The following is an 18929-nucleotide window of genomic DNA, read 5'->3' as shown; positions in this document are numbered from 1 at the left end:
CTCACGGTGGTCACGCCACCGGCCACCACGCCTCGGCGTCCGGTCCGGCAGCAACGGCTCGATCCGCGCCCACTGCGCGTCAGTCAACGGCACATCCAGACCAACGAGCAGATGATCCAAACGAAACTGCCTAACCCCACCAACTGATCACTGCGCCTGTTCCACCCACAACGGCGAACCGGACAAAGGGTTACATACCGCCCTCTGAGAACTCCGCAACAGGAGGAGAACGCGCAACCCTCCCAGGACCGACGGCCGGGCCGGCCGCAGCGGCGGAGACTTCACCGGCTGTGGTAGGACGAGGGGGCCAGGAGCTGAACGGTCGGCCGCTGAGGCCGGCCGCGATCGGGCTGCTCGGATGACCGACTGCTGACGCTGACTCGCCCGGCCGGCCTGATGAGCCTGCTCGGCTGCCGGTGTGCCGGACCGCGGTCGTGGGTCAGAGCTCGGGCGGGCCCCAGGCGTCCACGGTCAGCTTGTCTCCGACGGCGAGTTCACCGGGGCGCAGTACGGCAAATTTTGAGCCGAACGCGACGCCGCCCGCTGTGGCGCGCCGGTACCGGGCGAGGGTGCGCAGTGGCTCGGGGCCGGCTTTGGCGCCGGTGGCCTGGTCGACCAGCGTCACGGCGCAGCGGATGGCGAGTTTGGCGTAGGCCAGCTCGGCGGAGCCGATGGTGATCCGGCGGGTGAGGTCTTCGGTGTGCGGGGTGTCCCAGCCGTCGACGACGATGTTCGGTCGGAAGCGGGCCATCGGTAGCGGACGGCCGTCGGGTGCGGTGGTGAGTGTGTTGAGGTGGTCGAGGGTGGAGCGGGAGAGCAGGTGCACCGCGCAGCTGTCGGCGTAGCCGGAGGTGCCGGGGACCTGTCCGTCGGTCACCCGGTCGTGCTCGGGCGGTACCCGGACCAGTCGGCTGCGGGCTCCGAGTACCTCGGAGAACCAGTCGGCGGCGGCCTCGCCCTGGTCGATCCCGAGGAACGGGTTCCCGAACAGTTCGACCGGTCGTCGCGGTCCGGCGGCGTCCACTTCGAGGGTGAGGGGTTCGGTCCCCGGCGCGGTGAGGGCCAGGCGGCGGCCGTCCGCGGAGACGTCGGGGCGGACGGCGGCCAGCTGCGGGTCCCGGCGCTGGGAGCGGAAGACACCTGCCTCGTCGATCACCATGAATGCGCGGTCGTGCGGCAGCCCGGCCGGGGTGAGTTCCGTCTTCTCCAGGGCCACGGCGGCGCAACCCTTGATGGGATAGGTCGTCAACTCGACCACGGTGGCCATCGGTTACTGCTCCCCCCGGTGGGGGCCCGGTGGCCCCTCCCGTCGAGCATAGTGGATCTTCCCGGAGGCCCTGCACGGACCTCGGAGGCCGCAGTCGGAGTACTCGGGGCGGCGGTGGCGGGCGTGCCGGAGGTCCGCAGGAAAACTCGGCACCGGTCCGCTGCACCTGGATGCCGCAGGGCCCTGGTGCTGCCGACCCGGGGTGCCGGCGACCCGGCTGCCGTGCCTGCGTGGCCGTCGCGACCGGCGCCCGGGCGGTTGCGTGGCGTACGCGGGCTGCTTCGGTGACCTGAACGGGTCCCGGCAGGGCCGCACCAAGCAGGTCTCGGACCCTCCGATGGCGTACCAGGCCGGCAGCGCCACGGTGTACTTCTTCCCGCGTGCGATCTCCGACCCGATCCTCGACATCCTGGGCACCGTCGGCGACCCGGTGAACGGCCAGCCGGCCTGCTACGGAAACCCGCCCGGCTGCGGCACGGCCGACGGGCGTACGGTGATCCGCATCGCCATGCACCAGATCAGCCACGTTGAGGTGGCGAAGAAGCTCTGGGACCTCGACGGCGCCGGCTGCTACGTCGACATCGTCTACCGGGGCCTCGACACCAACGGGTCGGCCGTCCTGGACCGGCTCACCCGGTCCACGAAGTTCGGCGGCATCGCGCTGCACCGGCTGACCGACACGGGAGCGGCGGGCAACACCGCCACGCACTCCAGATATCTGCTGGTGGAGGTCGGCCACAAGGGCCTCCCGAACCAGAAGATCGTCTGGACCGGCAGCCACCCCCACACCGTCATGGGGCTGACCAGCAACGACGAGGCGCTGCTCAAGTACGACGACCCGGCGATCCACGATGCCTACCGGTCGAACTCCTGGGCCCGGCGCGCGGCCGCGGACGCCCAGACGGCGAAGCAGCCGGTTTTCGAGTGAGGGCGGCAGGGAGCGGACGAGCTGGCGGGTGTTCGCCCGGTCCCTGCCGAGTGCTGAGCGCGGCCCCGTACCCGGCCGTCCGCCTGGGCGGCCGCCCGCTTCGCCGCCTGCGGCAACCTGAGTGCCGCGCGAAGTCCCCCAGCGCCCCCGTGTGGCTGACGCTGACCGGGCTGCGGGGTGGGTAGTGGTGGCAGGCCCGCCGTGGCGAGTCGCCGGCCTGCGGCCGCTGGTCCTGCTCTCGGCCCCACAGCCCCGGCGGGCCCGCCAGACGCGAATCCTGCCCCGACCTGCTCCTGCGCAGTACCTCGGAACGGCCGACCGGTAGCCGGTCCACCCCGCCCCGTTGCGATCAGGGCAGGAAGAGCGACACCGCCGCCCCGGTTGCGGTGCGGAAGCGCTGCTCGCCCAGCTTGCCCGGGAAGTGGCCGCCGCGCTCCAGGCTGATCACCCCGTGGGCCGCCGCCCACAGGACGTCGGCGACCTCGTCGACATCGGCGTCCGCCCGCAGTACACCTGCCCGGACGCAGCCGCGAGCCGCCTTGCGCACGATGTCCAGGCTGGCCGCCGCGGCCGCGCGGGCCTCCTCGTCCGGGGTGAAGCCGGGCACGGCCTCACCGAACATGACGCTGTAGAAGTTGGGCTCCTCCAGGGCGTTGGCCCGATAGGCGCGCCCGAGGGCAGCCAGGTACTCGGCCGGATCCCCGTCGTGCGGCACGGCGTCCAGCCGACGCCGCAGCCGGGCGAAGCCCTCCCGGTAGAGGGCCGCCGTGATGCCGTCCTTGGAACCGAACAGCCGGTAGAGGACGGTGGTCGAGCAGTCGGCGGCCGTGGCCAGGCGGCGCATGCTGAGCGCGGCCGGGCCCTCGGCGGCCAGCAGTTCGGCGGCGGTGTCGAGCATGGCGGTGCGCAGGGCGGCCTCGCCCCGGGCCTGGGCCCGGGCGAAGACACCGGTGGGGGAGGTGGCGGGCATGGGCATGATTCTCCGGTATCGATCGGTGCTCGTCTTCTGCGGCACCCGCCTCTACTGCCAGTCCGGCAGCGGCCGGTAGATCGGCACACCGGCCTCCTCCAGGGCGGTGCGCCGAACGAAGTATTCCTCGCCCATCGGGTCCACACCGAGCAGCGGCATCGCACTGCGCCAGCTCGTCACGTCTTCCGGGGAGAGCTCTGCGGCCGCAGCGAAGTGCCGCTGCGCCGCCTGCTGGTGGCCGTGGCGCAGCAGCCACAGCGCCAGCGCGGCCTGGGTGCGGGCGAGTTGCTGCCCGGGGTCGGCGGATCGGGTCAACTCGGCGACCGCGTCCGCGGGCAGGCCCGTGTTGTCGGTGGTCACCCAGCGGCGCAGGGCCCCGAGCGACCTCGCGGAGTCGAGCCCGCTCATGGACCGGAACAGGTCAGTGGCGAACTGGGTGTCGTTCGGGCGTACGATCCGCCCCTGCTCGTCGATCCACACCACGGTCGGGACATTGAGCAGCTGGTACAGGTCGGCGACCCGCCCGTCGACGTCGACCAGCGCGAAGTGTGTGGGCGCGGCCTCGGCGATCCACGGCGCCGCGTCCTCGATCCGCCGGTCCACGGCGACGCTCAGCACCGAGAACCCCTCGGCGGCCAACGCCGCGTGCTGGCGCTCCCACTCCGGAAGGTCGTAGCGGCAGCCGCACCAGGAGGCCCAGAACACCAGCGCGACCTTCCGCCCGCGCAGTTCGCTCAGCGAGTGCCCGGCGCCGTGCACGTCCGGCAGTGTGAAGTCGGGTGCGTCACCGGCCGCCAGCGCCGCCGACCGCTCGGCCGCCGACGCGCCGACCGCCACCACCCGGGCCTCCGGCTCCACGACCACCGGCCGCCCCAACAGTCGGGCGAATCCCGTCAGTTCGATGAGCTGCCCGCCGTCCCTCTCCAGGTCGGCCATGACTGCCGCCGGTACGCATACGTCCCCCCGGCACCACCCCTGCGGCTTGCGCGTGAACCCGAGCACCCGCTCGACCTCCGCCGCGCCGAGCCACACCTGCGACCCGGTGCCAGGCTCCTCCGCCGGCCCTTCCATCAGTGCCCCCGCCACGACGCTCTCCGCGTGGTCGTTCAGAACGGTCAGCTCGATGCTGTTCATGATGTCCCCCTGGTGTCCCGTGTGTCCCCGCAGGCCGCACTCCGCGAAATAACGCCGTGACTCGACAATAACAGTGTTATTTGCGGCTGGGCAACCGCCTTTCTGACGGCGGCGGCCGAGCCGTGGCGCGACTCCACCACACGTTGCTTCGCCCCGATGCCCGTACGGCCGCCGCAGCTCCGCGCCGGCCCGCTGGGCGGTCAGCCGATTCGGGGCGCGCTGATGCCGGGACTACCCCTCCGTCCGGTGCGTGACCCACCACCCGGAGGCGGACCCGGCCTTGGCAGGTCGACGGGGCAGCCGGTGCCTGCCGCCGCCCACGCGGGTCGTGGACCGTGTCGGCACCTCGAAGAGCTGCACCGTCTCCGCGTGGACGCACCTCACCAACACCACCGGCTACGCCACCGTGGCCGGCGAGTCGGGCACCGCAGTGAGCTCCTTCCACCCGCAGTACTCGAAGGCGTTCAACGCGTGGACCTTCGTCTCTCCGCCCTCGGACGGCGCCGACCCGTCCGCCTGCCGGGCGGCGTTCGCGAGCACCCCGCCCGCACTCAACACCTGGACGCACCTGGCCGGCGTCCAGGACGCGAACACCCAGACCATGAGCCCGTACGTCAACGGCACTGTGGTCTCCGCCGTGCCCAACGGCTCCGCCTGGCCGGCCACCGGCTCCCTGGCGATCGGAAACGCCAAGAACGAGAACCCCTTCCCCGGCCGGATCCGCGACGTCCAGGCCTGGCAGCCCGCGCTGCCCGACCCGCGGCCGCCGTCGCCACTCTCGACTCGGGTGTCCAGCCCGTCCCGATCCAGCTGAGAGCGTCCGCCAGCAGGCGGGAGTGAGACTGGACCCTCCCGGTGAACGAAACCTAGGATCTGTCGCCGTGACGAATGTACATCGCGTGTTCTCCTACGGGACCCTTCGGCAGGCCGATGTTCAACAGGCGCTCTACGGGCGGCAGGTGCGAACTGTTGATGACTCCCTACCCGGATACCGCATCGACTGGCTTCAGATCACAAACCCAGAGGTCATCGCGACGAGTGGCTCCGATCGCCATCCGATTCTGCGCCATGGCACCGATGGCGACGGCGTCGAAGGCTCCTACCTGGAGCTCGATGACGCGGAGCTGGCAGTCACCGACGCCTACGAGGTCGACGACTACTCCCGACGCGAAGTCACACTGGCGTCGGGCTTGACCGCCTGGGTCTATGTCGGAGACGCATGAACTGGTTGAGTATGAGGCGGCTCGCGCTGCATCGAGAGCGGAGCAGCGAGGCGGCCATGGTTCAGGCGGGCGCCACGGGTCCGGGCTCTTGTCGCCCTTGGACCGGTTGCTGACCGTGGACACCGCCACGAGCTGAGGCTCCAACGGGTCGTCGGCGAACGCCTTCCTCGTGCTGCTGTCCCAGAGATCGGCGCCAGATCGCCAGGCGTTCGCCAACGGCACGACGTGGTCGATGTCGAGGTCCTTGGCGTTGGTCGTGGCCTTCCCGTCGTAGGGGCTGGTCCAGAATCCGGCAACCGCCTGGCACTTCTCGTTCTGGATCACGTCCCGGCCATCGCGGGCGGGCACCACTTCGCGTGGGTCAAACGCTTCGAGGCTGTTCCTCGGCCCCTTGTCCAGCAGCACCCCGAACGACCTGCTCATCCCGGAGACCACCGGCCCGCTCACCGACCGTTCGGGCGACCTGCCCGCCTCGAAGGTGCTGTTCAGCGACGGCTGGCTCGACTCCGCCGTCGCCCAGATCCTCCACATCCTCGACCGCCCCGACCCGGCCGCGGTGGCGGCCGGCTCCTACGCCGACCACGGCCACGTGCTGCTCTGGCCCACCGACCACCCAGGACGGGCAGTCGACGTGCTACCTGCGCCTGCCGGATGGCACCCCCCCACCTGGACCAACACGGCCCTGGCCCTGGACACCACCATCACCGTGCCCCTGACCGACTCGACGTCACCGGCTGAGATGCCGAGCAACTCGCGGACGGCGCCGCGCTGGCTACCGAGATCGGCTGGTACGGCCCCGGCGGCCGGGCCCATTGCGAGCCCCGGTCACCTTCGTGGTGGCCGGGTGTCCCGTGACAAGTGATCTTGACCATTTGCCAAAAGATCTTGACCGCTGAGTAGGCGCTGGCATGTGCGGGCAGGGGTGTCTGCTGGGCCAGGTCGGCCAGGAGGCGCCGTCTAGCCGTCGGTGCCCCGGTGCGGTCAGCCGTCGGTGCCCCGGTGCGGTGGTCTGCCGCCCACCCGTTCCACCGCTCGTGCTCCCGCCTCGCAGCCCTGTGCCGCCGCCTCCTCCGGATCCGCGCCCGAGAGCAGGGCGGCCAGGAACGCGCCGGTGAAGGCGTCGCCGGCGCCGGTGGTGTCCAGCGGGGTCGCCGGCACGGCCGGAACCCGGGCGACCACGGCCCCGGAACGGGCCACCAGCGCCCCGGCCACACCCGACTTGGCCACCACCAGCGGGACGAGCCGGCTCAACTTGGCCGCCGCGTCCGCCGGTTCGGGCAGCCCGGTCAGCAAGCACGCCTCGTCCCGGCTGGGCAGCAGTATGTCGAGCCCCTCCGCGAACGCCAGGAATCGGTCCACGCCGAACTCCAGCAGGAAGCCCGCCGACGCCGGGTCCAGACTGACCGGCACCCCACGCTCGCGTGCCGCGGCGAGCGCCACCTGGGCGAGCGCCCGGCTCGGCTCGGAGAACAACAGGTAGCCGGACAGGTGCAGCCGGGCGACCCCGTCGAGCAACGCGTCCGACCAGTCGGCGGGTTCGAGCCGCAGGGACGCCCCGCTGTCCGTGAGAAACGTGCGCTCGGCCGAGGCACCCGTGTCGACGAGGCAGATCACCGTCCCGGTCGTCGCCTCCCGGTCGAGCACCAGCCGGGGCCGCACGCCGGCCGCCAGCAGCTCCCGCTCGTGCCACTCGGCCGCGTCCGCGCCCACCCGCCCCACCAGCCGTACGTCGGCACAGCCCGCATGAGCTGCCCAGCAGGCCACGTTGGCGCCCGCGCCGCCCGGCAGGGTCCGGATCGCGGCGGCCGTGTCGGTGCCGGTCGCGAGCGGCACCAGGTGCCGGGCGACGACATCGGTGACGACGTCACCGACGACCAGCAGTGCCCCGCCCCGGGCTGCGGGCACTACCTGGTCCACGCCGTTGCGATCCGCGCCGCCAGCCGCACATTGCCGCGCACCGCCGCCAGGTTGGCGTCCAGCGAGGCCCCGTCCGTGTGTCGGACCAGGAAGTCGAGCAGGAACGGCGTGACCGCCTGGCCGGTGACTCCCTCCTCGTCACAGGCACGCAGCGCGTCGGCGAGCACGCGCGCGTGCAGCCCCGGATCGAGCTGCTGCTCCTCCGGGACAGGGTTGGCGACGATCAGCGCCGACTCCGGCGCGTCGAGCGCGTCCTGCGCCCGCATGACCTCGGCGACCTCTTCCGGGCTCCGCAGCGTCCAGTCGACCGGATGTCCGGAGTCGGACAGATAGAACCCGGGGAACCGGGCGGTGCGGTAACCGGCGACGGCCACGCCCAGCGTCTCCAGCCGCTGCAGGGTCGCCGGCACGTCCAGGATCGACTTCACGCCCGCGCACACCACCGTGATCCGGGTCCGCGCCAGCAGGCCCAGGTCGGCCGACTCGTCCTGGGTCACCGTCCACTCCCGGTGCACACCGCCCAGCCCGCCCGTGGCGAACACCCGGACGCCCGCCAGCGCCGCCAGCTGAGCAGTCGCCGACACGGTCGTCGCCCCACTCGCCCCCGCCGCCACGGCCAGCGGCAGGTCACGGTGGCCCAGCTTGCGGATGCCGTCCTCGTTCGCGACCCGCTCCAGCTGCTCCTTGTCCAGGCCGACGTGCGGGCGCCCGTCCAGGACGGCGATGGTCGCGGGGACGGCCCCCTCCTGCCGCACCACGTGCTCCAGCTCCAGCGCCACCTGGAGATTGCGCGGACGCGGCAGCCCGTGCGCGATGATCGTGGACTCCAGGGCCACCACCGGCCGCCGCGCGTCGATCGCTTCCCTGACTTCTTCCGACACCACCAGCACCACGTACCCGCCTCCTGTCCGTCGGTCCTTCCTCATCTCTGGCGGGCGCCACACCCCGCTAAACGCTTGCCGTCTGTGGGGGACACCACCAGCCTGGACCGCATGACTGACCACACCACGCGTCTCGACCACGTCGTCCTGTGGGTGACCGACCCGGTCGCAGCCGCGCGCTTCTACGAGGACGCCGTCGGCCTGGAGCCCCTGAAGGTCGCCGAGTACGCCGAGGGAAAGGTGTCCTTCCCCTCCGCGCGCGTCAACGAGGAGACGATCCTGGACCTCGCCCCGCGCAGCCTCGTGGAGCGCATGAACATGCTCCCCGGTTCCGCCGAGAGCGCGGGCCACCCCGTCAACCACGTCTGCCTGGCCCTGTCGTCCGACGGCTTCGACGCCCTGCGCGTCCGCCTGGCCGAACACGGCGTCCCCATGTCCGACATCGGCCACGACTCCTCCGGTGCCCGCGGGAACGCCACGCGGAACTTCTACTTCCGGGACCCGGACGGCAACGTCTTCGAGGCCCGGCACTACGCGTAGCCGTACCCGGGGCGCGCGGACCCGCCGCCGTCAGAACAGCGGCTCGGGCAGCACGCCCTCCAGTGCGAGCAGCTTGCGCTTGGTCTCCAGACCGCCACCGAAGCCGCCGATGCCGCCGTCGCTCTCCACCACCCGGTGGCACGGTACGACGACCGGCAGCGGATTGGCGCCCATCGCCGCACCCACCGCCTGCGCCCCGCCCGGCTGCCCGACCCGTCCGGCCAGATCGCCGTACCCCACCACCGTGCCGTACGGGACTCCGGAGGCCAGCTCGCGCAGCACCTGCCGGTTGAAGCCTGAGATGAGGGACCAGTCCAGGGGCAGGTCGAAGTCGTGACGCTCGCCCGCGAAGTACGCCTCGACCTGCCGTATCGCCTCGGCCAGCAGCGGCGAGTCCGGGTCCTCGAAGGGTGCGGTGCCCAGCCTGGCCGCCAGCCGCTCCAGGGCCCGCTCGCGCACCACGTCCGTGGCGTGGAAGACGACGTTGACCAGTCCCTCGTGGGTCGCCGCCAGCATCAGCGGGCCGATGCCGGTGCCCACGACGGCCCACACGACCCGCTGCTCGTCCTGCCCATGGCTGTCCATGCGCCCACCGTACGACCCGCCACTGACAACGCCCGCCGCCCAGCGGTCCCCGCTCAGCCGGTGCTCAGCGCCGTCCGGACCACGTCGGGCTTGTTGCTGATGAGCCCGTCGACGCCGTAGCCCGTGGCCTTCCAGGCGGTGGCCGCGTCGTCCACCGTCCAGGCGAACACCCCGAGCCGCCTGCCGTGCGGGCCGGTGACGGCATGCACGGCGGAGACGTAACTGGCGGAGATCGACCCGTACGAGGGATTGATCAGGTCACTGAAACGCGCGTACTGGCGCAGCTGCGCCACGGACGGCGTGCCGAGGTAGGCGGTGGTGAGAGCCGGCTTCAGCTCGTGCACGGTGCGCACGCTGTCCGCGTCGAAACTCTGCACGATCAGCCGCCCGAGGTGCCGCCGGTCCAGCCAGCTCTCCTCGCCGAGCAGCTTCACGGTCTGCTGCTCGATGCCGGGGTAAAGCGCCGGGTTCTTGACCTCCAGGAGCAGCTTCTCGTGGTTGTGCTCGACCCGGCGCATGTACTGCTTCAGGGTGGGCACGCGCGTGCCCGCGTACACGGGGGAGAACCAGCTGCCCGCGTCCAGCCGGGCGATCTCGGCGGCGGTGAAGTCCTTCACCTTCCAGGGCGCCCGGCCCGGGAAGACGTCCTCGACGTTCGTGGTGCGTCGCAGGTTGTCGTCGTGGATGACGACCAGTTGGCCGTCCTTGGTGCGCTGGACGTCGTTCTCGACCCAGGAGAAGCCCAGCTGCGCGGCCTTGTCGATGGAGGCCAGGGTGTTCTCGGGAGCGTAGGCGGAGGCACCGCGGTGGGCGATCACCGTGGGCTCGCCGGTCTCGCCCGCACGGGCCTCGGTGGTGGGGGTCAGCAGGGCTGCCGTCCCCAGGATCGCGGTTGCCGTGGCGGCGACTGCGCGCGCGTACATGCGGACTCCTCGCGTCGAGCGATTACCGACTGCATTAGCTTGACAGCAGAGAGTCAACGGCATGCGGGCGCAGGACGGCCACACGATGAATGGTGTCGCCCAAGTCCGCTCACGGGTGCCGCACAAGTGGGGCAAGGGCGTGTTTCTTTGCCGGAAAATCGTTCGACCATTCCGGTGCGGGTCATACTCTCTGCGTCAACCCTGACCGCCGGCGCGGTCCTGGGACGGGGGCGCATTTCAGTAATTCCGGGACGCAAGAGGGCGGAAGGGCAGCCGCGCATGCAGGGCACGGTCGACGGATTCAGCTACGGGGTCGTCACCCCGTTGGTGGCCTTTCTGATGGCCTGCCTCGGTGGCGCTCTCGGCCTGCGCTGCACCACCCGATCCCTGCTGGTCACCCACTCCTGGCGGCCCGCCTGGCTGGCCCTCGGCTCGGCCGCGATCGGCTCCGGCATATGGACCATGCATTTCGTCGCCATGATGGGCTTCACCATCAAGCGGACGCCGATCCACTACGACCAACCGATCACCTACGCGAGCCTCGGCCTCGCCGTCGTCATGGTCGGCGTCGGAATCTTCATCGTCGGCTACCGGGGCGCCACCGGCACCGCTCTGTTCACCGGCGGCACGATCACTGGTCTTGGCGTCGCCTCGATGCACTACCTCGGCATGGCGGGCATGCACTTCGACGGGCGGTTCTCGTACAACACGCTCACCGTCGCCGCCTCCGTCGCCATAGCGGTCGTGGCCGCCACGGCCGCCCTGTGGGCGGCCGGACGCGTCCGGGGTTTCCTGTGGAGCGTCGGGGCCAGCATGGTGATGGGTCTCGCCGTCACCGGTATGCACTACACCGGTATGGCCGCCCTCGACGTCCACCTCCATGGCACCTCCGACTCTGCCACCAGCGGCTCACCGGCCACGGTGCTCGCGCCGATGCTGATCGGCCCCCTCGCCTTCCTGCTCCTCGCCGGCGTCGTCGTGATGTTCGACCCGCTGATGGTCATGGGCAGACCCACTCGGCGGGACGTCGAGGACAAGCCGGGTGTCCCGGCCGCCGCCGTGCCCTCCCACCAGCACCGCCACCTCGCGCTCCACTCCGGCCACCGGCCGGTCCGCGACCCGGGGCACCACGGTTCCCGCACCCCGCAGAACCGCTGACCGGGACCCGTTGTCAGTGCGGGGTCGTACGGTGGATCCCATGCGGCCCGTTTCCCACATCGAACGCACGGTGGCGCCCTTCGAGGTCGTCAGCCCCTACCAGCCCAGCGGAGACCAGCCGGCGGCCATCGCCGAGCTGGCCAAGCGCATCGAGGCCGGTGAGAAGGACGTCGTCCTGCTCGGCGCGACCGGCACCGGCAAGTCCGCCACCACCGCGTGGATGATCGAGCAGCTCCAGCGCCCCACCCTCGTGATGGCGCCGAACAAGACGCTGGCCGCCCAGCTGGCCAACGAGTTCCGCGAGCTCCTCCCGAACAACGCGGTCGAGTACTTCGTCTCGTACTACGACTACTACCAGCCCGAGGCCTACGTCCCGCAGTCGGACACCTACATCGAGAAGGACTCCTCGATCAACGAGGAGGTCGAGCGCCTGCGCCACTCGGCGACGAACTCGCTGCTCACCCGCCGCGACGTCATCGTGGTCGCCTCGGTGTCCTGCATCTACGGCCTCGGTACTCCGCAGGAGTACGTGGACCGGATGGTCCCGCTCCGGGTCGGTGACGAGACCGACCGCGACGAACTGCTGCGCCGCTTCGTCGACATCCAGTACACGCGCAACGACATGGCCTTCACCCGCGGCACCTTCCGGGTCCGCGGCGACACCATCGAGATCTTCCCGGTCTACGAGGAGCTGGCCGTCCGCATCGAGATGTTCGGCGACGAGATCGAGGCACTCTCCACGCTCCACCCGCTCACCGGCGAGATCATCAGCGACGACCAGCAACTGTACGTCTTCCCCGCCTCCCACTACGTCGCCGGACCCGAGCGCATGGAGCGGGCCGTCAACGACATCGAGAAGGAGCTGGGGGAGCGCCTGTCCGAGCTGGAGAAGCAGGGCAAACTGCTGGAGGCCCAGCGCCTGCGGATGCGCACCACGTACGACATCGAGATGCTCCGCCAGATCGGCACCTGCTCCGGTGTGGAGAACTACTCGATGCACTTCGACGGCCGCTCGCCCGGCTCCCCGCCCAACACCCTGCTGGACTACTTCCCGGACGACTTCCTGCTCGTCATCGACGAGTCGCACGTCACCGTCCCGCAGATCGGGGCCATGTACGAGGGCGATGCCTCCCGCAAGCGGACCCTGGTCGAGCACGGCTTCCGGCTGCCCTCCGCCCTGGACAACCGCCCCCTGAAGTGGGAGGAGTTCCAGGAGCGCATCGGTCAGACGGTCTACCTGTCGGCGACCCCCGGCACCTATGAGCTGTCCCGCGGCGACGGCGTCGTCGAGCAGATCATCCGCCCCACCGGCCTCGTCGACCCGGAGGTCGTCGTCAAGCCCACCGAGGGCCAGATCGACGACCTGGTGCACGAGATCCGCAAGCGCACCGAGAAGGACGAGCGCGTCCTGGTCACCACGCTCACCAAGAAGATGGCCGAGGACCTCACGGACTACTTCCTGGAACTCGGCATCCAGGTGCGCTATCTGCACAGCGACGTCGACACCCTGCGCCGCGTCGAGCTGCTGCGTGAGCTGCGCTCCGGCGAGTTCGACGTCCTGGTCGGCATCAACCTGCTCCGCGAGGGTCTCGACCTGCCCGAGGTGTCCCTGGTGGCGATCCTCGACGCCGACAAGGAGGGCTTCCTGCGCTCCGGCACCTCGCTGATCCAGACCATCGGCCGCGCGGCGCGCAACGTCTCCGGCCAGGTCCACATGTACGCCGACAAGATCACCCCGGCGATGGAGAAGGCCATCGAGGAGACCAACCGCCGCCGGGAGAAGCAGGTCGCATACAACAAGGCCAACGGCATCGACCCGCAGCCGCTGCGCAAGAAGATCAACGACATCGTCGCGCAGATCGCCCGCGAGGAGGTCGACACCGAACAGCTGCTCGGCTCCGGCTACCGCAAGCAGAAGGACGGCAAGGGCGCCAAGGCCCCCGTCCCGTCGCTCGGCGACAAGGCGGCCAAGGGTGCGAAGGGCGGCAAGGCCGCCAAGGGCAAGGCTGGGGCCGTGGTGCCCACGGACCGCCCGGCGGCCGAACTCGCCGAGCAGATCGAGGAGATGACGGAGCGCATGCGCGCCGCCGCCGCCGAGCTGCAGTTCGAGATCGCCGCCCGGCTGCGCGACGAGGTCTCCGAGATGAAGAAGGAACTGCGCCAGATGCGGGAGGCGGGCCTCGCCTGACCCCTCGTAACCCTGCCGGACCTCGGCATACGCGCCTCGTGTTGCAACACCGACACAAAGCGCGAGCCGGGGTTCGGCACTGTCAGTGCCCGTGCGTAGGGTTCTGGACAGCCGCCCACTGTGCGGCAACAGGGGAACATCGAGAGGGGAATCAGCCGTGACCGTCAACTTGACCAAGGGTCAGGCCATCAGCCTGGAGAAGAAGGACGGGGCCATCCTGACCGCGGTCCGTATGGGTCTCGGCTGGCAGGCGGCGAAGCGGCGCGGCCTGTTCGGCTCGCGCACCCGCGAGATCGACCTGGACGCCTCCGCGGTTCTCTTCGCCGAGAAGGAGCCGGTCGACGTCGTCTTCTTCCGCCATCTGGTGAGCGACGACGGCTCCGTGCGCCACACCGGCGACAACCTCGTCGGCGGCGTCGGCCAGGGCGGTGACGACGAGGCCATCCTCGTGGACCTGCAGCGCGTCCCGGTCCACATCGACCAGATCGTCTTCACCGTGAACTCCTTCACGGGCCAAACCTTCCAGGAGGTGGAGAACGCGTTCTGCCGCCTCGTGGACGAGACCAACGGCCAGGAGCTGGCCCGCTACACGCTGGCGGGCGGCGGCGAGTACACCGCCCAGATCATGGCCAAGGTGCACCGCGTGGGCTCGGGCTGGACGATGACCGCCCTGGGCGAGCCGGCCAGGGGCCGCACCTTCCAGGACCTGATGCCGGCGATCCGGTCGTATCTGTAGGACCGCCCGACGCGGCGCGCACGACAACACGAGACAGGGGGGCGTCGGCGATGACGGCCGAGCTGGTGCGGGGACAGAACCACCCGCTGTCGCAGGTCCGGCTTGAGATCCGGATCTCTGCCGGGGTGCCGGTCCTGGCGGGAGCCACGCTCGGCGACGAGCACGGCACGGTGCACGGCGCCGAGTGGGTGGCCCACCCCGGCGCCCCCACGCTGCCCGGGATCGAGGTCCCGGGGCAGGCCGCCGCCGACCACCGGCTCGCCGTCGACCTGGCCGCCCTGCCCGAGGTGGTCCACCGCGTCACCGTGCTGCTGGCCCTGCCCACGCAGCCGGGAGGCGCGCTCCGGTTCGGTGCGGTCGCCGCCCCGCGTACGGCGGTCACCGGCCTCGACGGCACCGAGATCGTCCGCTTCACCCTCACCGACCTGGACGCCGAGTCCGCCGTCGTCGCCCTGGAGTTGTACCGCCGGCAGGGCGCCTGGAAGGTCCGCGCGGTCGGCCAGGGCTACGCCGCCGGCCTCGCCGCGCTCCTCGCCGACCAGGGCGTGCCCCAGGCCGAAGGGCTCGCGGCGGGCATCCAGGAGGCGGTGTCCCGAGGCCTCGCCCGCGCGATTCCGGTGCCACAGCCTCAGGACATCGCGGGCTCTTCGGCACCACGGCCGACACAGTCGTACGACACGCAGGACGCGCAGGGTGCGCACGACACGCAGGGTGCGCGCGACGCTCGGACATCGGGCGGCCCGATCGACGCTCGGACGCCGGGCGGTCCGATCGACTACACCCACCCCGGCCGCCGTACTCCCACGCCCCCGCCGCCTCCGGCGTCCCCGGTCCAGGACGGGCAGCCTGCCCAGCCCGTGGCGGGTGACGCGGTGGGCTGGTCGATGGAGGAGCGGCTGTACAACCAGGTCTGGGGCATGTTCGAGGATCTGGCCCGCAGCACGGCCGCGTACCGCAGCGCCGTCGACTTCGCCGGCGCCCGCCTGGAGAAGGAACTCGACCAGGTCCTCGCCGATCCGCGCAGCCGGCTCGGCACGACGGGCCAGGCCGCGCGCGAGGCGGCCCACACCCGGCACTCCCAGCTGGTCGACCAGGCACGGGCCGTCTTCGACCGGGACCTCGCCCAGCTCACCGCGGAGTCCGAGGTCGTCGAGCCCGCGCTGCCGCCGGCATACGCCCGCTGGGACAACCCCGCCTGGCACGGCTACCGCGTGCCGGACGAGCCGCCGATGGCCGTGCGGCTCGGCGATCTCCACCTGCCCGAGAGCGTGCCGTTGCGCATTCCCATGCTGGTCCGGCTGCCGCTGGAGCGGGGGCTGTGGATCGACAGCGGCCCGGTGGAAGGACCCGACGATGACACCTTCCTGGACTCCGCCGAGGTACGTCGGCTGGCCATGGACGCCGCGGTGGCGCTCGCGGTACGGCTGCTCGCCGTCCACCCGGTGGGGGAGTTCGCCGTACAGGTCGTCGACCCGGCCGGTGCCGGCTCCCAGGCGCTCCTGCCGCTGACACGGGCGGGGGCTGCGGCGGTTCCGACCGCGAGCGGCGCGGCGGGCGTGGCGGACATGCTGGGACGGCTCACCCGCCGTGTCGACCTGACGCAGATGGCGGTGCGCGGCGGCGCGGCCGCATCGCTGCCACCCGACGTCGACACCGCCCAGCAGCTGCTGATCGTCAACGACTTCCCGCACGGCTTCGACGACCGTGCGGTGACCCAGCTGCGCTATCTCGCCGACGAGGGCCCGTCCGTCGGCATGCACCTGTTGATGGTCGCGGACCGTGCGGACGCCGAGGCCTACGGCCCGTTGCTCGACCCGTTGTGGCGTTCGCTCATGCGACTCACCCCCGTACCCGACGATCACCTCGCCGATCCCTGGGTCGGCCACGCCTGGACGTACGAGCCCTCGCTCGTGCCACCCGGCAGCGGGATCCTCCAGCAGGTGCTCACCGAGGTGACAACAGCCCGCACCAAGCATCGGTAAAGGGTATCTGAGCAGCGGTTTTGGTCTTTCATTTACTAATGACTTTACCTTTCCTTGGTAATTGGGGTACTGTCTTCCCAGCGGAGGGGAGTACTCCCTGACTGCGACGCACCCGTCAGTACGGATCGATGTGGATCCCGGGGCGTCGGCCCATCGCGGGTGGAAGAGACCTCCGGCAGCGACAGCGCTGACAGTGTTTGCCGTTACGTAATGCCGGAGGTGCCATGGAAGTCTCTGTGACCCTGTGGGTCCTGACCATCGTGGGTCTTGCCACCCTGATCGCGGTCGATTTCCTCATCGGGCGCAAGCCTCATGACGTGTCGATCAAGGAAGCCGGCATCTGGACCGTCGTCTGGATCGCCCTGGCCGGGCTCTTCGGCCTCGGTCTCCTCGTCCTCGGAGGTGGCCAGCCGGCCGGCGAATTCTTCGCGGGCTTCATCACCGAGAAGTCGCTGAGCGTCGACAACCTCTTTGTCTTCGTCCTGATCATGGCGAAGTTCGCGGTGCCCTCCCAGTACCAGCAGCGGGTCCTGCTCGTCGGTGTCCTCATAGCCCTGCTCCTGAGGGCCGTCTTCATCGCGGCCGGAGCCGCGATCCTCGCCAGCTTCTCCTGGGTCTTCTATCTCTTCGGCGCCTTCCTGATCTGGACCGCCTGGAAGCTCATCCAGGAGGCTCGCGCCGACGAGGAGGACGAGGAATACGAGGAGAACAAGCTGCTGAAGGCCGCGGAGCGCCGCTTCGGCGTGGCCGACCGGTACCACGGCACCAAGCTCTGGATCCAGCAGAACGGCAAGCGGGTCATGACCCCGATGCTCGTCGTGATGCTCGCCATCGGCACCACCGACGTGCTGTTCGCGCTGGACTCCATTCCCGCGATCTTCGGCCTGACCCAGGACCCGTACATCGTCTTCACCGCCAACGCCTTCGCCCTGATGGGTCTGCGCCAGCTGTACTTCCTCATTGGCGGCCTGCTCAAGAAGCTGGTCCACCTGTCGTACGGCCTGTCGATCATCCTCGGCTTCATCGGCGTCAAGCTGGTGCTGCACGCGCTGCACGAGTCCGGGGTGCACGTCCCCGAGATCAGCATCCCGGTCTCGCTCGGCGTGATCTGTGCGGTGCTGGTCGTCACCACCATCACCAGCCTCATGGCCGTCAGGAAGCAGGTGGCCGCCGAGGTTGCGCACAGCGAGAGCGAGGGCGCCGCGACGGACAGTGTCGACGCCTGACGGCAGAGGTCGACGCCGGACGGCAGGGGGCGCGAGAACCATCACCCGACCTGCGGGGTACCAGCCCTACCGGCGCTGGTGCCCCGCACCGAAAGGATGAGAAGGGATCCGAGAAGAGCGGAATGCGAACCCGAATGCGAACCCTGTACGTGTCTGCCACGATCGCTGCATGATCACTCGGCTCAGGTCGCTCACCACCCAGTGGACGCTCCTCGTGCCGGTGCTCGCGGTCGTTCTGCTGATCTTCACCTGGGGCCGTCATCTGCCCGGCGCGGTCGTGGCGCTGGTGACTCTGGTCCTCGCGGGGTCCGTCCTCGCGGCGGTGCACCACGCGGAGGTGGTCGCTCACCGCGTCGGTGAACCTTTCGGTTCCCTGGTGCTCGCCATCGCCGTCACCGTCATCGAGGTGGCCCTGATCGTCACCCTCATGGCGGACGGCGGTGACAAGAGTGCCACCCTGGCCCGGGACACCGTCTTCGCCGCCGTGATGATCACCTGTAACGGCATCGTGGGGCTCTGCCTCCTCGTCGCCTCCCTGCGTCACGGGACAGCGATCTTCAACCCCGAGGGCACCGGCGCCGCCCTGGCGACCGTCGCGACGCTGGCCACGCTCAGCCTGGTGCTGCCAACCTTCACCACCAGCAAGCCGGGCCCCGAGTTCTCCACCGTGCAGCTGACGTTCGCCGCGCTGTCGTCACTGATCCTCTACGGCCTGTTCGTGGCCACCCAGACCGTGCGGCACCGCGACTACTTCCTGCCGATCACCCGGCAGGGCGAGGTCATCACCGCCGACGACCACGCCGCACGCCCCTCCGCGCGCGTCGCCTGGACCAGCCTCGGCCTGCTCGGCCTCGCCCTGGTCGGGGTGGTGGGCCTGGCCAAGGGGGTGTCGCCCACCATCGAGTCCGGTGTGGAGGCGGCCGGCCTGAACCAAGCGGTCGTCGGCGTGATCATCGCCCTGCTCGTCCTGCTGCCCGAGACGATCTCCGCGCTGCGCTCCGCCCGCCGCGACCGGGTGCAGACCAGCCTCAACCTCGCGCTCGGCTCGGCGATGGCCAGCATCGGCCTGACCATCCCCGCCGTCGCCCTCGCCTCCATCTGGCTGTCCGGACCTCTCGTCCTCGGTCTCGGACCGACGTACATGCTGCTGCTCGCACTGACCGTGGTGGTCAGCTCCCTGACAGTGGTGCCGGGCCGGGCCACGCCCCTGCAGGGCGGCGTGCACCTGGTGCTGTTCGCGGCCTACCTGGAGCTGGCGATCAACCCGTAGC

The 18929-nt window shown here is 70.6% G+C and carries 18 protein-coding genes; 11 read left to right on the top strand and 7 right to left on the bottom strand.

What is annotated here, in order from left to right:
* Window positions 1-439: 439 nt before the first annotated feature.
* Window positions 440-1267 (bottom strand): MOSC domain-containing protein, encoded by an 828-nt coding sequence (locus ACWC5O_RS40290; RefSeq protein WP_450591497.1) that lies wholly within the window; start codon window positions 1265-1267, stop codon window positions 440-442.
* Window positions 1268-1529: 262 nt separating this feature from the next.
* Between ACWC5O_RS40290 and ACWC5O_RS40285 the strand changes: the two genes are divergently transcribed.
* The gene (locus tag ACWC5O_RS40285; protein WP_450591498.1) at window positions 1530-2195 is read left to right on the top strand and encodes a hypothetical protein; all 666 of its coding nucleotides are present in this window, start codon (window positions 1530-1532) and stop codon (window positions 2193-2195) included.
* A 349-nt stretch (window positions 2196-2544) separates the two neighbouring features.
* Here ACWC5O_RS40285 and ACWC5O_RS40280 read toward each other — a convergent pair whose 3' ends face one another.
* Together ACWC5O_RS40280 and ACWC5O_RS40275 are read right to left on the bottom strand one after the other, a co-directional pair.
* A complete protein-coding gene (locus ACWC5O_RS40280) occupies window positions 2545-3165 on the bottom strand; it encodes a TetR/AcrR family transcriptional regulator (RefSeq protein WP_450591500.1) in 621 nt (206 codons plus the stop codon).
* Window positions 3166-3216: 51 nt separating this feature from the next.
* Window positions 3217-4299, bottom strand: a complete 1083-nt coding sequence (locus ACWC5O_RS40275) for a redoxin domain-containing protein (protein WP_450591501.1) — start codon at window positions 4297-4299, stop codon at window positions 3217-3219.
* 328 nt (window positions 4300-4627) lie between these two features.
* On the opposite strand from ACWC5O_RS40275, the gene ACWC5O_RS40270 reads away from it, so the two are divergent.
* The 3 genes from ACWC5O_RS40270 to ACWC5O_RS40260 all read left to right on the top strand — a co-directional run bounded on the left by ACWC5O_RS40270 (window position 4628) and on the right by ACWC5O_RS40260 (window position 6384).
* A complete protein-coding gene (locus ACWC5O_RS40270; protein ID WP_450591503.1) occupies window positions 4628-5113 on the top strand; it encodes a LamG-like jellyroll fold domain-containing protein in 486 nt (161 codons plus the stop codon).
* A 67-nt stretch (window positions 5114-5180) separates the two neighbouring features.
* On the top strand, window positions 5181-5522 hold the full coding sequence (locus ACWC5O_RS40265) for a gamma-glutamylcyclotransferase family protein (RefSeq protein WP_450591505.1): 342 nt from the start codon (window positions 5181-5183) through the stop codon (window positions 5520-5522).
* A 391-nt stretch (window positions 5523-5913) separates the two neighbouring features.
* On the top strand, window positions 5914-6384 hold the full coding sequence (locus tag ACWC5O_RS40260; protein ID WP_450591507.1) for a hypothetical protein: 471 nt from the start codon (window positions 5914-5916) through the stop codon (window positions 6382-6384).
* 119 nt (window positions 6385-6503) lie between these two features.
* Here ACWC5O_RS40260 and ACWC5O_RS40255 read toward each other — a convergent pair whose 3' ends face one another.
* Both ACWC5O_RS40255 and ACWC5O_RS40250 read right to left on the bottom strand, forming a co-directional pair.
* Window positions 6504-7439 carry a carbohydrate kinase family protein gene (locus ACWC5O_RS40255; protein ID WP_450591509.1) on the bottom strand — a complete coding sequence of 312 codons (936 nt, stop codon included), beginning with the start codon at window positions 7437-7439 and terminating at the stop codon, window positions 6504-6506.
* Entirely contained in the window at window positions 7427-8332 is a 906-nt protein-coding gene (locus ACWC5O_RS40250) for a pseudouridine-5'-phosphate glycosidase (RefSeq protein ID WP_450591510.1), read from the bottom strand. Before ACWC5O_RS40250 ends, ACWC5O_RS40255 begins: the two co-directional genes overlap by 13 nt.
* Before the next feature lie 99 nt (window positions 8333-8431).
* On the opposite strand from ACWC5O_RS40250, the gene ACWC5O_RS40245 reads away from it, so the two are divergent.
* Complete coding sequence (locus tag ACWC5O_RS40245; protein ID WP_450591512.1) at window positions 8432-8860, top strand: VOC family protein; 429 nt, start codon at window positions 8432-8434, stop codon at window positions 8858-8860.
* A 30-nt stretch (window positions 8861-8890) separates the two neighbouring features.
* Here ACWC5O_RS40245 and ACWC5O_RS40240 read toward each other — a convergent pair whose 3' ends face one another.
* Window positions 8891-9445, bottom strand: a complete 555-nt coding sequence (locus ACWC5O_RS40240) for a methylated-DNA--[protein]-cysteine S-methyltransferase (protein WP_450591514.1) — start codon at window positions 9443-9445, stop codon at window positions 8891-8893.
* A 53-nt stretch (window positions 9446-9498) separates the two neighbouring features.
* Window positions 9499-10368 (bottom strand): glycerophosphodiester phosphodiesterase, encoded by an 870-nt coding sequence (locus tag ACWC5O_RS40235; RefSeq protein WP_450591516.1) that lies wholly within the window; start codon window positions 10366-10368, stop codon window positions 9499-9501.
* Window positions 10369-10647: 279 nt separating this feature from the next.
* On the opposite strand from ACWC5O_RS40235, the gene ACWC5O_RS40230 reads away from it, so the two are divergent.
* The 6 genes from ACWC5O_RS40230 (at window position 10648) to ACWC5O_RS40205 (ending at window position 18928) form a co-directional block, all read left to right on the top strand.
* Entirely contained in the window at window positions 10648-11526 is an 879-nt protein-coding gene (locus ACWC5O_RS40230; RefSeq protein ID WP_450591518.1) for an MHYT domain-containing protein, read from the top strand.
* A 40-nt stretch (window positions 11527-11566) separates the two neighbouring features.
* Window positions 11567-13714, top strand: a complete 2148-nt coding sequence (uvrB, locus tag ACWC5O_RS40225; RefSeq protein ID WP_450591519.1) for an excinuclease ABC subunit UvrB — start codon at window positions 11567-11569, stop codon at window positions 13712-13714.
* A gap of 157 nt (window positions 13715-13871) precedes the next feature.
* Window positions 13872-14450 (top strand): TerD family protein, encoded by a 579-nt coding sequence (locus ACWC5O_RS40220; RefSeq protein WP_450591520.1) that lies wholly within the window; start codon window positions 13872-13874, stop codon window positions 14448-14450.
* A 50-nt stretch (window positions 14451-14500) separates the two neighbouring features.
* Window positions 14501-16432: a TerD family protein gene (locus tag ACWC5O_RS40215; protein ID WP_450591521.1), complete on the top strand. Its 1932-nt coding sequence runs from the start codon at window positions 14501-14503 to the stop codon at window positions 16430-16432.
* Between the two features lie 224 nt (window positions 16433-16656).
* Window positions 16657-17658 carry a TerC family protein gene (locus tag ACWC5O_RS40210; protein ID WP_450591522.1) on the top strand — a complete coding sequence of 334 codons (1002 nt, stop codon included), beginning with the start codon at window positions 16657-16659 and terminating at the stop codon, window positions 17656-17658.
* 169 nt (window positions 17659-17827) lie between these two features.
* Complete coding sequence (locus tag ACWC5O_RS40205; protein WP_450591523.1) at window positions 17828-18928, top strand: calcium:proton antiporter; 1101 nt, start codon at window positions 17828-17830, stop codon at window positions 18926-18928.
* Window position 18929: the final 1 nt, after the last annotated feature.

It is taken from the genome of Streptomyces sp. NPDC001450 (assembly GCF_053597295.1).
Note: the sequence above shows the minus strand (reverse complement) of the source record. Positions and strands in the feature narration are given on the sequence as shown.

Bases quoted from the DNA above. Each gene is read 5' to 3' on its own strand.
- ACWC5O_RS40290 (WP_450591497.1), bottom strand. From the start codon at position 1,267: ATGGCCACCGTGGTCGAGTTGACGACCTATCCCATCAAGGGTTGCGCC.
- ACWC5O_RS40280 (WP_450591500.1), bottom strand. From the start codon at position 3,165: ATGCCCGCCACCTCCCCCACCGGTGTCTTCGCCCGGGCCCAGGCCCGG.
- ACWC5O_RS40275 (WP_450591501.1), bottom strand. From the start codon at position 4,299: ATGAACAGCATCGAGCTGACCGTTCTGAACGACCACGCGGAGAGCGTC.
- ACWC5O_RS40245 (WP_450591512.1), top strand. From the start codon at position 8,432: ATGACTGACCACACCACGCGTCTCGACCACGTCGTCCTGTGGGTGACC.
- ACWC5O_RS40240 (WP_450591514.1), bottom strand. From the start codon at position 9,445: ATGGACAGCCATGGGCAGGACGAGCAGCGGGTCGTGTGGGCCGTCGTG.
- ACWC5O_RS40235 (WP_450591516.1), bottom strand. From the start codon at position 10,368: ATGTACGCGCGCGCAGTCGCCGCCACGGCAACCGCGATCCTGGGGACG.
- ACWC5O_RS40230 (WP_450591518.1), top strand. From the start codon at position 10,648: ATGCAGGGCACGGTCGACGGATTCAGCTACGGGGTCGTCACCCCGTTG.
- uvrB (WP_450591519.1), top strand. From the start codon at position 11,567: ATGCGGCCCGTTTCCCACATCGAACGCACGGTGGCGCCCTTCGAGGTC.
- ACWC5O_RS40215 (WP_450591521.1), top strand. From the start codon at position 14,501: ATGACGGCCGAGCTGGTGCGGGGACAGAACCACCCGCTGTCGCAGGTC.
- ACWC5O_RS40210 (WP_450591522.1), top strand. From the start codon at position 16,657: ATGGAAGTCTCTGTGACCCTGTGGGTCCTGACCATCGTGGGTCTTGCC.
- ACWC5O_RS40205 (WP_450591523.1), top strand. From the start codon at position 17,828: ATGATCACTCGGCTCAGGTCGCTCACCACCCAGTGGACGCTCCTCGTG.